This window comes from Leifsonia sp. NPDC058248 (assembly GCF_042881905.1).
Classification (GTDB): Bacteria; Actinomycetota; Actinomycetes; order Actinomycetales; family Microbacteriaceae; genus Leifsonia.
On sequence record NZ_JBHVXB010000007.1, the window covers coordinates 35838 to 47540 of the forward strand.

Consider the following 11703-nt stretch of genomic DNA (forward strand, 5'->3'; position numbering starts at 1 on the left):
CTCAGCCCTCCTCGTTTGGGAACTCGATGGCCGCGTGCTGCCCGGACGCCAGCGGGAAGTGAGCCAGGAACGTCACGCCGTCGGATCCGCCGTCGAAGCGCGCGATCCGCGCTCCGGCCGGTTCGTAGAACACGTCACCCGGCGACAGTACGCGCTCGGCCTCGCCGTCGACCTGGTAGATCGCGGACCCCGACTCGATGCTGCCGACCACGGGGCCGTTGTGCACGTGCAGGCCGGCGGCGAATCCCGGCTGGATGGTGATGCGCCGCGTCTCGATGCGCGCCACGGGCACCGGATGCTCGAGCACGGCATCCTGGACCGTCACCCGGGACACGGGCTCGGCGTCGGAGCCTGGGTCGGGCGCCGGCGTGGCAGCGACCGGCAGCACCGGCTTCGCCCCGACGATCTCGCCGAAGAGCTCCTCGCCGGTCGGCTCGAATCCGATCCGCCGGTAGAAGCCGTCGGGGCCGCCTTCGCCCTTCTCCCACATCACCGTGATGCGGCGAACACCGCGCCGCCGGGCCTCGGCCTCGAGTGCTTCGATTGCGAACCGGCCGACTCCGCGGCGCTGCGCGGTCGCGGCGACGTTCAGCCGCCAGATGCCGGCCCGGAACGCTTCGACCTCGTTGCCCGGATCGAAGTTGCCCATGATGAACCCGACGACCTCGTCGCCGTCGAGCACGACGCGCGGCCACGCCGTGGGGGTGACGTATGCCTCGGCCAGCGACGCCGCGACCGGAGCGACGAATCGTTCCTGGCCGGGAGCGAGCTGCAGTTTGATGGCGTCTTCGATGTTCGCCGGGGAGACCTCGCTGATCCTGAGTGACGACATGCTGCGATCGTAGCCGCGACCACTGTCGCCGGGTCAGCCGCCCGGCACGTCGCCGGCTGACCCGCCCCGTCAGCCGGCCAGCAGCGCGTCGATCTCGGCGGCGGTCGGCGCGGTCGCCGGCCCGGAGCGCGTGACGGCGATGGCCGCTGCGGCGTTGGCGCGCCGCGCGGCATCCAGAATGTCCTCGCCGCGCGACAGGGCCGCCGCCAGCACTCCGGCGTGGGCGTCCCCGGCGCCGTTCGTGTCGACCGCCCGCACCGGGAACCCCGGGACGAGCACCGGCGAGTTCCGGATGCCCGAGCCGGCCACCCAGCATCCGGCACTGCCGTCGCGCACCACGGCCACGCCGTCCGGCCGGATGCGCCCGAGGAGGAGGGTCGCCGCCTCCGCGAGGTCGGTGCGGCTGGTCGCGATCGCCGCCTCGCGGGCGTTGGCGCTGAGGACGTCCGTGCGCCGGAGGACGCGGCCGAGCGCCTGCGGGTCCAGCGAGCCGATCAACGGGGACGGATCGGTGATCACCCGCACGGTCGCGGGGAGCGCCTCCAGCCAGCCCGGCAGCGATTCCGCGTTCACAGGATGGGCCAGGCTGTAGCCCGAGACGTACACCACATCACGGGCCGTCACCTCGACCCGGCCGAGATCGGAGAGGCTGAGGTGCCCTTCCGCTCCGGCGTGGGTGACGAAGGTGCGCTCGGTGGAGGCGTCGACCAGGGCGACGCAGTAGCCGCTGTCGAGCCCGGCGAGTCCCGGCTGCACGACGTCGAAGCCGCTCGCGCCGAGCGCCGAGCGCACGACGTCGCCGAACGGCCCGGCGCCGTACTGCCCTGCGAAGACGACCGGCAGGCCGTCCCGCTGGGCCGCGACCATCACGTTGTAGCCGCCACCGGCCGTGAGGGCGCTCGAGGAGGCGATCGTGTCGCCGCCCGGCTCCGGCACCGCATCGATCGTCATGACGATGTCGACGATCACGTTCCCGGTGAAGATCAGCCGCGGATGCTCAGCCACGCGACGGCTCGCTCTCGACGACGCCGGTGCCGGAGGTCTCGACGCCGGAGGTCTCGACGCCGGAGGTCTCGTCATCGGTCCAGCCCGCGGGGGCGGTCAGGCGCCCCTTGGCACCGCCCAGCAGTCCGTAGGCCGCGGCGGCGATCGCGAACGTCACCAGCCAGGCGATCCCGTTCTGCCCGGCCGCGAGCAGCGCGTAGCCCACGACGATCGCTGCCGCCCAGGCGCCGACGGCGCGCCATTCGACGCCGCCGCGATACCAATAGGCTCCGCTGCCGCCCATGTCGAGGAGCGCTTTCGGGTCGTACCAGCGGCGTTTGACCATATCGATCAGGAAGACGCCGAGCCACGCCGTGATCGGGATCGCGAGCAGCGAGATGAAGCTGATGAACGGACCGTAGAAGCTGCCGGCGATCAGCATGAAGTAGATCGATCCGGCGAAGGTCACGACCACGTCCACGCCCACAGCGTAGACGCGCTTGATCCGGATGCCCAGGGTCAGCGTGGTGAGGCCGGCCGAGTACACCGACAGGTGGTTGCAGAGAAGCAGACCGCCGAACGCGGCGATGAGGTAGGGGATCGCCATCCAGGCCGGGAGGAGTTCACGGATCGCCGCGACCGGGTCGCTCGCAGCGGCCAGCGAGTTGTCTCCCGCTGTCAGCAGGGCGCCCAGGCCGATCAGGACGACGAGCGGGATGCCCGCCCCGGCGGCGCTCGCCCCGATCAGCCGGGCGGCCTTGACGCTGGTCTTCTGGTAGCGCGCCATGTCGGCTCCGGCGTTCGCCCAGCCGATGCCGGTGCCGGCGGCGATGGTGCCGATGCCGACGAGCACCGCGCTGAACGGTCCGCCGGGCATCGCGCCGACCGCGGCCCAGTCGATGTTCGACACGAGCACGACCGCTACGAACACGTTGAGAGCCCCGAAGATCCACGTCGCCCATTTCTGGATGACGAGGATGGCCGCGTGGCCGAGCCCCGAGACGAGCAGGGTGCAGGCCTCGAAGATCGCGATGGCGACAATCGCGAGCACCGGGACGGCATGGGCGTCACTGGACGCGCCGAACAGCAGAGCGAACAGCGACAGCAGCACGAAGGCGCCGGTCGTGGTGTTCACCGTCTCCCAGCCGAGCCGCGACAGCAGCGAGACGAACGTCGGTCCCAGATTGCCGCGCGGTCCGAACACCGCGCGCGACAGCGTCATGCTGGGAGCGCCGCCGCGACGGCCGGCGATTGACACGACCCCGACCAGGGTGAACGAGCCGGCGGTGCCGATCGCGGCGACGATCAGCGCCTGCCAGATGTTCAGGCCTTGCATGGCCACGAGGGTGGCGCCGAGCGGCAGGCCGAGGATCGAGATGTTCGCGGCGAACCACACCCAGAAGAGCTGCAACGGGTTGCCGTTGCGCTCCCGGGCGGGCACGGGCTCGATGCCGCGCTGCTCGACGGCGGACAGGGACGTGGTGCTCATGGGGTCTCCAAACAACATTGTGTGAATCGAATTCGAGGGTCTGCTCTGCGCCGTCGGGCTCCGGATGCTCGGCTCAGCCGCGCAGTGCCAGCAGCCCGTCGACGAGGGGCGCGAGGGAAAGGCCGTTGACGCGCTCGAGCGTCTCGCGTTCGGCGGCCGGCCAGGGGTGCGCGCCGCGGGTGGCCCCGAGCACGGCCCCGGCCATCGCCGCGACCGTGTCGGTGTCGCCGCCGAGCGAGGCGGCCAGGCACAGCGTCTCCCACGGGTCGTCGGCGACGGCGACGAGGGCGAGCGCGGCGATCACCGACTCCTGCGATGCGACCGAGGTGCCGATCACCTCCGCGATCGCGTCGGGACGGGCATCCGGTGCCAGCGCGGTGACGTACGGGATGCCCCAGCGCAGCCGGGCCGCGATGTCGCCGCCGGCCGCCCAATGCCCTCGCACGCCTCCGAGTTCGGCGGCTGCGATGGCGAGCTCGAGCGCCTCGGACAGGCTCGCTCCGGCGATGCCCGCACTCACCGCCGCTCCGACGGCTGCCGCGCCCGCGATGCCGAGCGACGTGTTGTGCGTGACTTCGCTGGTGTGAGCGACGGCGTCGACGAAGTCCGGCAGCGACTCGATGCCGACGGCGATGCCGACGGGCGTGATGCGCATGGCGGCCCCGTTGGTGGTCCCGAATCGGCCGGCCTCTGCGGCGGGCACCCCGTCGCCGAGGCGCTGCAGCGCGGCCTTGGTCGAGGGCCCGAGCAGGTCGAGGGAGCCTTTGGCCTCCATCGCGCTCTCCCAGTCGAGCAGTCGCTCGGCGAAGAGCTCGACGTCGACCCGGCCGTCGCCGTCGATGAGCAGTCGGGCGAGCAGGACGGCCTGCTCGGTGTCGTCGGTGATCGAGCCGGCGGGCATCCCGGTGGCGATCCGCTGATGCGGTCCGGCGTCGGTGAAGCCGGTGATGCGGCCGTAGTCGGCGGCGATCTGCGAACGGGACATGGACTGGGTGGGCATCCCGAGCGCATCGCCCAGGGCGAGGCCCTCGAAGGCGGCGAGGGCGCGGTCCCGGTCCGCGGTCATCGGCCTGCTCCGGTTCCTGCTCCGGTGCCGGCTCCTGAGCCGGGGCCGAAGCTCATGTGCAGGCGGAACCGCTGGGGGTCCAGCCAGCTCACCACCTTCTCGACGAAGCGGCCGTCCGCGTCGCGGGCGACCCGAACGCTGTTGAGGAAGAGCTCTCCCGGCTCGCGGCCCAGGATGCGTGCGTCTTCTGCGCTGAGCGCGGCGACCGCGATCCACTGCTCGCCGCTCTCGGCGACCAGCCCGGCCTCGGCCAGCGTCTTGGAGAGCGAGTCGTCGACCAGTCCGTTCTCCGGGACGGTGGCGATGATGCCGGCGGCGGGGACCCGGCTGCGCTCCAGCGAGACGGCGGTCCCGTCGGCGAGCCGGCGCACCCGGTCGAGGGCGAGGAACTCCATCCCGGAGGAGGAGACCGCGGCCGCGAGGTCGGGGTCGATGACGTGCTCCATGCGCAGGATGTCGGGATGCTCGTCGACACCGCTCGTGGCGAGGGCGCGGCCCCAGCTGGGCGCCTGGCCGATCGCGCGTCCGTCGAAGGTGACGAACGAGCCGATGCCCGTGCGGGTGTCGATAAGGTTGTCGTCGGCGAGGGAGTCGAGCGCGCGCCGGATGGTGCCGCGGCTCACCGAGAAGCGCTGGGCGAGCTCGTTCTCGCCGGGCAGCAGTGAGCCGTTGCTGTAGGTGCCGCTGAGGATCGCGTCGCGGAGTTCGCCGGCGATCTCCTGCCGTTTCAATCCGGTGCGGCCGTGTGAGGGCCCCGCTGCCTGCCTGTTCATAGGCGTTACTGTACGTGTACAACACCTGTACTGCAACTCGCTCGGCGATTCTGCGGAACTCGCCCCGCAACCCCGCGGAACTCCGGCTGCTATGCCGCGGAACACCCGCCGCGACCCCGCGGCGTAAGGCGGACTCTGGCGGTGGGCGTGCAGCGGTGCGAGCATGGCGGTGCGAAGACAAACGCAGCGAACGCCAGGAGGCGCGCATGTCGATCATCGAGACGGTGGACGAAGACGAGGCGACCGGATTCGTCGCCGGCGTCTACGCCAATGAAGTGAAAGATCTGGGCTACGTCGCGAGCCACACGAAGGCCATGACCGTGAATCCGGAGGCCTACGCGGCCTGGGAGCAGCTCATCCGTGCGATCATCGCCCAGCTGGGCCGGCGACGATTCGAACTGGTGACGCTCGCCGCCGCCGAGGCGCTGCATTCGCAGGCGTGCCGGCTCGCGCACGGTCGCAAGACACTGAAGCTGATGGACGAGGACCAGCTCGAACGCGTCGCCCGCGACTACCACGACGCCGACCTCAGCGAGGCCGAGGTGGCGATGATGGAGTTCGCCGAACGCGTCGTCACCGACTCGGCGGACATGACGGATGCGGACAGCCTGCGCCTGCGCGAGCTCGGTTTCAGCGACCGCGAGATCGTCGACATCACGCTTGCGGCCTCAGCCCGCGGCTACTTCAGCCGCGCCCTCCAGGCGCTGGCCGTCGTGCCCGACTCGCCGCCCGACCTGTCGCCCCGTCTGCGCGGGGCGCTGCTCGCGCCGCTCTGACGCCGGCTCAGCCGAGCTCGGCGAGCCGCTGGTCGATGATCGTCCGCAGCGTCGCCGCGCTGAGGGGCGCATCCGGGGAGAAGTGCAGCGTGGCGCCCGAGAACGTCCCCTCCGTGAGTCGTCCCGCGAGCGCGGCCGCCGCAGGCGGGCTCATCAGCAGCAGGCTGCACTCCGTTGCCGTGGCCGAGAGACCGATCAGTCGGCGGCCGCCGACCGTGAAGATGGGCACGCGGTAGCCGATCACCTGCTGGGCCTCGGGCAGGATCTCGACGATCCGGTCGCGAACGGTTCGCAATGCGGTCGCGAACGGCTCCTCCATGCGGTCGAGGTACTCGTCGACCGTGTCTGCTTCGACTCCGCGGGCCATGGGGACTCCGATTCCGTGAATGCGCTGCGCCGCTCGGCGCCGCGGTCAGTGGGCGAAGGCGCCCTCGGGTGCGATGACGTCGGCGGGCTTGCGGATGAAGAACGAGCCGACCACGGCGAAGAGGGAGATGATCGCGGCGGCCAGGAACGCCATGCGGATGCCTCCCGCCGTCGCCTGATCGATCGACTCTCCGCCGGCGACGAGCGTGGCGGTGTGCACGGACAGGATGGCGACGAGCAGCGCGGTTCCCGCCGCTCCGGCCACCTGCTGGACCGTGCCGACGATGGCGCTCGCGTGCGAGTACAGGTGGGGGACCACCGCGCCGAGGCCGGCGGTGAACAGCGGAGTGAACATGAGCGCGAGGCCGACACTGAACCCGACGTGCGCGGCGAGGACCATGTAGGGCGATGTGTGCTCGGTCACCATCGTGAGCGACCACAGCGCGAGGCTGACCACGATCGACCCCGGCACCACGAGCACGCGCGGCCCGAACCGGTCGTAGAGGCGACCGACGAACGGCGCCAGCAGCCCCATCACCAGACCGCCCGGCAGGAGCAGGAGCCCGGTGGCGAGGGTGTCGAGGTGCAGCACGTGCTGAAGATAGAGCGGGAGCACGATGATGACCCCGAACATCGCGGCCGTGATGACGGCCATGAGCGAGATCGCCACCGTGAAGATCGGGGCTTTGAACGTGCGGAGGTCGAGCAGCGCGCGGTTCTGCCGCTGGAGAAGCAGCTGACGCAGGATGAACGCCGCCAGCGCGACGACCCCGATGCCGAGAGAGACCCACATCACGACCGAGGAGCTGCCCCCGCCGGTCGCGCCGGTCTGGCTGAGCCCGTAGATCAGACCACCGAAGCCGAAGGCCGACAGGATGACCGACAGCACGTCGATCTTGACCTTCTCGGGCTCGGTGACGTTCTCGACGAACTTCATGCCGATCAGCAGCATGACGAGCGCGATCGGCAGCACCAGCAGGAAGATCCAGCGCCAGTCGAGGTAGTTGAGGATGAAGCCCGAGATGGTCGGGCCGATAGCCGGGGCGACCGAGATCACGATGGAGACGTTGCCCATCGTGCGCCCGCGCTTGTGCGGCGGCACCAGCGTCATGAGCGTGGTCATCAGCAGCGGGATCATGATCGCCGTGCCCGAGGCCTGGACGACACGGGCGCCGACCAGCACCGGGAAGCCGGGGGCGAGGGCGGCGGCCAGCGTTCCGAGGGAGAACAGGCTCATCGCGGCGATGAAGATCGCGCGCGTGCTGTAGCGCTGCAGCAGGAATCCCGTGATCGGGATGACCACGGCCATCGTCAGCATGAACGCCGTCGAGAGCCATTGGGCGGCGAGAGCGTCGATGCGCAGGTCGTCCATCAGCTTCGGGATGGCGACCGACATGATCGTCTCGTTCAGGATGACGACGAACGTCGCCGAGAGCAGCAGCCAGATCACCCGGTTGTTGCGTTTCGTGTGGTCGGGCGCCGTCAGGTCGGGCACCACCGAGCCGGATGCCGGGCGGCTCGCCTCACGCGTGGCCTGCGTGGAGTCGGCGGCGGAACCGTCGACGGCAGAGTCGGCGGAGGCGGGGTCGGCGAGCGCTTCGGTCGCGGGTGAGGTGTTCTCAGTCACGCGTTCCACAGTATCGAGAGGGGCAGACATTCGGGGTTTCGTTTCGGTGAACGATCTGCGCGTTCACTCTCCGCGTAACCGATGCATTCGCATCTCCCGCCGCAGCGGGGGCGCTCAGCGCTCAGCGCTCAGCGCTCAGCGCCCGAGCGCGGCTACCGTGCGCACGGCCTCGCCGACCGCGGGCGCCACCGAGGCGAGCGCGTCGGCGTCGACCTCCGCACCCCACGAGAACCGCACGGCGGTGCGGGCGACGTCCTCGTCGAACCCGAGGGCGAGCAGCACATGGGACGCATCCTCGCTGCCGGCGGCGCAGGCGGATCCGCTCGACGAAACGATCCCGCGCCGCTCCAGTTCGAGCAGCACCGCCTCCCCGTTGGTCCCCGGGAACACGAAGGATGCCGTTCCGGGGAGGCGGGCCGACGGATGACCGGTGAGCCGTGCATCCGGGACCTCGCTCAACACCGCGGCGACGAAGCCGTCCCGTGCCGCCGAGGCCGCAGCGGCGTTGCGCTGCCGGGACTCGCCGGCGAGTCCCGCCGCCGTCGCCAGGGCGACCGCGCCGGCCACATTCTCCGTTCCCGATCGTCTCCCGCGCTCCTGGCCGCCCCCGTGCAGCACCGGCTCGATCGGGATGCGCCCGCGGACGTACAGCGCACCGATTCCTTTGGGCGCCCCGATCTTGTGCCCGGAGACGCTGAGCGCGTCGACACCGAGGGCGTGCACGTCGAGGTCGAGCCAGCCGGCGGCCTGCACCGCGTCCGTGTGGAACGGGATGCCGTGGGCGTGCGCGAGCGCCGCGAGCTCGGCGATCGGCTGAACGGTTCCGACCTCGTTGTTGGCCAGCATCACGCTGGCGAGAGTCGTGTCGGGCCGCAGGGCCGCCGCGAAGTCGCCGGGGGAGACCAGCCCGTCCGTCCCCACCGGGACGAAGGTCACCGTGAACCCGTGGTGCCGCACCAGGTAGTCGACCGATTCGAGCACCGCCTCGTGCTCGATCGGCGTCGTCACGATGTGCCGGCCCCGGGGGTTCGCCAGCGCGATGCCCTTGACGGCGAGGTTGTCCGCCTCGGTGCCTCCCGAGGTGAAGGTCACTTCGGACGCCCGGCAGCCGAGCCAGGCGGCGACGGATGCCCGCGCGGCCGCCAGCGCACGCGCGGCCGACTCTCCGACCGTGTGATGGCTGGAGGGGTTGCCGAAGTCGCCGGTCAGATACGGCCACATCGCTTCGAGCACCTCGCGACGCACCGCCGAGGTGGCCGCCGCGTCGAGGTAGATCACGGAGTCGCCGGCTCTGTGTCCGGCACGCCGCCCGGGATGCTGCCGGCCACCACCACGTCGAGCCCGAGGTCGAGCGACCGCACGCTGTGCGTGAGTGCCCCGACCGAGATCACGTCGACACCCGTCTCGGCGATCTCGCGCACCGTCGCGAGATTCACATTGCCGCTGGCCTCCACCAGAGCGCGGCCCCCGATGATCGCGACGCCTTCGCGCAGCTGATCCACGGTGAAGTTGTCGAGCATGATCGTGTCGACCCCGGCCGCGAGGACCGGACCGATCTGGTCGATGCGGTCCACCTCGACCTCCAGATGGGTCGTGTGCGAGAGCTGCGCGCGGACGGCGAGCAGGGCATCCGTCACCGACAGCCCCGACTGGGCCGTGAGCACCGCGAGGTGGTTGTCCTTCGCCATGACGGCGTCGGAGAGGGAGAAGCGGTGGTTGTGCCCGCCGCCCGAGCGGACCGCGTGACGTTCGAAGGCGCGGAGTCCCGGGGTGGTCTTGCGGGTGTCCACGATGCGCGCCGACGTGTGCGCCGCCTCGCGCACGTACAGGGCGGTGAGTGTGGCGATCCCGCTCATCCGCTGCACGAGGTTGAGGGCGACGCGCTCCGCCTGAAGCACCGACCGGGCGGGCCCGGAGACGACGGCGAGGGTGTCGCCGGCGTCGAACGCGTCCCCGTCGGCGACGGCCAGGTCGACGACGATGGACGGGTCGGTCAGGGTCATCGCCGCGGTGAAGACGGCACCGCCGGAGAAGGTTCCGGCCTCCCTCGCGGCCAGGCGGGCCGTGGCATATGCCGTCTCGGGTATGAGCAGCTGCGAGGTGATGTCGCCCCACGGCGCGTCCTCGATCAGTGCGGCCCGCACCACGGTCTCGATCGTCTGGGGGGTCAGCAGGCTGTTCAGCATGGAATGCTCACCTCGGTGTCGGCCGTCACCGGGTCGCACACCGAATGGTGCGCGTCGCCGGCAGCGGGGAAGGGGTAGTCGGAACGGAAGTGGGCGCCGCGCGACTCTTCGCGTGCGAGCGCCGAAGCGACGACGAGCCGCGCGAGTTCGAGCAGGTTGGCGTCTTCGCGCCGGGCACGGTCGAGGAGGCCGTCGGCGGCACGCCAGCCGGCGAGGGTCTCACTCGCGGCCTCGAGCGACTCGCGGCTGCGGTGCACGCCGGCGGCCTCCCACAGCAGGGAACGGAGGAGTTCTCTGTCGACGACCGAGGCATCCGGATGCTCGCGCACCGCACGCACACGCAGCCAGCGCTCCGCCGATCCCGCGACCGAGACGTCACCGACGTCGTGGCCGTACTCGTCGCCCGGCCACTCCGGCCCGGTCCACGCCGATTCGCCCGGGACGCCGTCGGCGAGGTCCTCCGCCGCGCGGTGGGCGAACACGATGCTCTCGAGCAATGAGTTCGAGGCCAGCCGGTTCGCGCCGTGCGCGCCCGTGCAGGCCACCTCTCCCACGGCGTAGAGCCCGGGCAGGGTCGTGCGCCCACGGGTGTCGGTCGCCACGCCGCCCATCCAGTAGTGCGCCGCCGGGGTCACGGGAACGGGCTCGCGTGCCCAGTCGAAGCCAGCCGCGCGGCAGGCCGCGTCGATCGTCGGGAAGCGCCGCGCCAGGAAGGCGCCGCCGAGGGCGGTGGCGTCGAGCAGCACGGGAGCGCCGCCCTGTGCCGCCATCTCCACCGCGATGCCGCGGGCGACGACGTCGCGTGGCGCGAGCTCGGCATCCGGATGCACGTCGAGCATGAACCGCTCGCCGGCAGCGTTGCGCAGAACCGCGCCCTCACCGCGCACCGCCTCGGAGACGAGGAACGAGCCGGGGATCGCGAGCGCGGTCGGGTGGAACTGGTAGAACTCCAGGTCGGCGAGGGCCGCCCCGGCGCGCCACGCGGCCGCGACGCCGTCGCCGGTGGTCACCTCAGGGTTGGTGGTGTGCGCGTAGAGCTGCCCGGCTCCGCCGCTGGCGAGCACGACCGCGTCGGCCTCCAGCACGTCGATCGTCCCGTCGGCTCCGAGCACCCGCACGCCGCGGACCGCGCCGTCCGTCACGACCAGGTCGGTGAGGAACGCATGCTCGACGACGCGCGCGGCCGAGGCCCGCACCGCGCGGACCAGAGCCCGTTCGATCTCCGCGCCGGTGGCGTCGCCGCCCGCGTGCAGCACACGAGCGCTCGAGTGGGCGGCCTCGAGGCCGCGGGCCAGGTCGCCGCCCGATCGATCGAAGGCGACACCGAACGCGATCAGGTCCCGGATGCGGTCCGGCCCCTCCGCGCACAGCACCTCGACGGCCTCCCGCACGTTCAGCCCGGCGCCCGCCCGCAGTGTGTCGGCGACGTGCGACGACACACTGTCGTCGGCGAACATGACCGCGGCGACGCCGCCCTGCGCGTAGGCCGTGTTGCTCTCGGCGAGCTCCGACTTGGTGACGACGGTCACGTCGTGGACGCGGCTCGCCTGCAATGCGGTCACCAGCCCGGCGACGCCGCTCCCGACCACCACGATGCGGGCCAT

General features: G+C 71.4%; 11 protein-coding genes and 1 pseudogene. 1 reads left to right on the top strand and 11 read right to left on the bottom strand.

Annotated elements, in window-relative coordinates:
- Position 1: 1 nt before the first annotated feature.
- The 6 genes and pseudogenes from ACFVV5_RS12590 to ACFVV5_RS12615 form a co-directional block, all read right to left on the bottom strand.
- Positions 2–388 carry a cupin domain-containing protein gene (locus tag ACFVV5_RS12590; RefSeq protein ID WP_387244954.1) on the bottom strand — a complete coding sequence of 129 codons (387 nt, stop codon included), beginning with the start codon at positions 386–388 and terminating at the stop codon, positions 2–4.
- Positions 389–394: 6 nt separating this feature from the next.
- Positions 395–832: pseudogene (locus tag ACFVV5_RS12595) on the bottom strand (GNAT family N-acetyltransferase); the annotation flags it as partial.
- A 69-nt stretch (positions 833–901) separates the two neighbouring features.
- Positions 902–1837 (bottom strand): PfkB family carbohydrate kinase, encoded by a 936-nt coding sequence (locus ACFVV5_RS12600; protein WP_387244262.1) that lies wholly within the window; start codon positions 1835–1837, stop codon positions 902–904.
- The gene (locus ACFVV5_RS12605) at positions 1830–3305 is read right to left on the bottom strand and encodes a purine-cytosine permease family protein (RefSeq protein ID WP_387244265.1); all 1476 of its coding nucleotides are present in this window, start codon (positions 3303–3305) and stop codon (positions 1830–1832) included. The genes ACFVV5_RS12600 and ACFVV5_RS12605 overlap by 8 nt, the downstream gene beginning before the upstream one ends.
- Before the next feature lie 73 nt (positions 3306–3378).
- Entirely contained in the window at positions 3379–4371 is a 993-nt protein-coding gene (locus ACFVV5_RS12610) for an ADP-ribosylglycohydrolase family protein (RefSeq protein WP_387244267.1), read from the bottom strand.
- Positions 4368–5144, bottom strand: a complete 777-nt coding sequence (locus ACFVV5_RS12615; RefSeq protein ID WP_387244271.1) for a GntR family transcriptional regulator — start codon at positions 5142–5144, stop codon at positions 4368–4370. The genes ACFVV5_RS12610 and ACFVV5_RS12615 overlap by 4 nt, the downstream gene beginning before the upstream one ends.
- 206 nt (positions 5145–5350) lie before the next feature.
- Between ACFVV5_RS12615 and ACFVV5_RS12620 the strand changes: the two genes are divergently transcribed.
- Positions 5351–5920 carry a carboxymuconolactone decarboxylase family protein gene (locus tag ACFVV5_RS12620; RefSeq protein WP_387244273.1) on the top strand — a complete coding sequence of 190 codons (570 nt, stop codon included), beginning with the start codon at positions 5351–5353 and terminating at the stop codon, positions 5918–5920.
- Positions 5921–5927: 7 nt separating this feature from the next.
- Here the strand turns inward: ACFVV5_RS12620 and ACFVV5_RS12625 are convergent, their stop codons facing one another.
- The 5 genes from ACFVV5_RS12625 to nadB form a co-directional block, all read right to left on the bottom strand.
- Entirely contained in the window at positions 5928–6287 is a 360-nt protein-coding gene (locus ACFVV5_RS12625) for an iron chaperone (protein WP_387244276.1), read from the bottom strand.
- A 45-nt stretch (positions 6288–6332) separates the two neighbouring features.
- Positions 6333–7913: a DHA2 family efflux MFS transporter permease subunit gene (locus ACFVV5_RS12630; protein WP_387244279.1), complete on the bottom strand. Its 1581-nt coding sequence runs from the start codon at positions 7911–7913 to the stop codon at positions 6333–6335.
- A gap of 135 nt (positions 7914–8048) precedes the next feature.
- Complete coding sequence (locus tag ACFVV5_RS12635) at positions 8049–9191, bottom strand: cysteine desulfurase family protein (RefSeq protein ID WP_387244283.1); 1143 nt, start codon at positions 9189–9191, stop codon at positions 8049–8051.
- Entirely contained in the window at positions 9188–10087 is a 900-nt protein-coding gene (gene nadC / locus ACFVV5_RS12640) for a carboxylating nicotinate-nucleotide diphosphorylase (protein WP_387244957.1), read from the bottom strand. Before nadC ends, ACFVV5_RS12635 begins: the two co-directional genes overlap by 4 nt.
- Before the next feature lie 5 nt (positions 10088–10092).
- Positions 10093–11703 carry an L-aspartate oxidase gene (gene nadB / locus ACFVV5_RS12645; protein WP_387244286.1) on the bottom strand — a complete coding sequence of 537 codons (1611 nt, stop codon included), beginning with the start codon at positions 11701–11703 and terminating at the stop codon, positions 10093–10095.

What these genes read in the sequence shown, in the direction of transcription:
- ACFVV5_RS12605 (WP_387244265.1), bottom strand. Translation starts at nt 3,305, where the DNA reads ATGAGCACCACGTCCCTGTCCGCCGTCGAGCAGCGCGGCATCGAGCCC.
- ACFVV5_RS12610 (WP_387244267.1), bottom strand. Translation starts at nt 4,371, where the DNA reads ATGACCGCGGACCGGGACCGCGCCCTCGCCGCCTTCGAGGGCCTCGCC.
- ACFVV5_RS12615 (WP_387244271.1), bottom strand. Translation starts at nt 5,144, where the DNA reads ATGAACAGGCAGGCAGCGGGGCCCTCACACGGCCGCACCGGATTGAAA.
- ACFVV5_RS12620 (WP_387244273.1), top strand. Translation starts at nt 5,351, where the DNA reads ATGTCGATCATCGAGACGGTGGACGAAGACGAGGCGACCGGATTCGTC.
- ACFVV5_RS12625 (WP_387244276.1), bottom strand. Translation starts at nt 6,287, where the DNA reads ATGGCCCGCGGAGTCGAAGCAGACACGGTCGACGAGTACCTCGACCGC.
- nadB (WP_387244286.1), bottom strand. Translation starts at nt 11,703, where the DNA reads ATGGCCCGCATCGTGGTGGTCGGGAGCGGCGTCGCCGGGCTGGTGACC.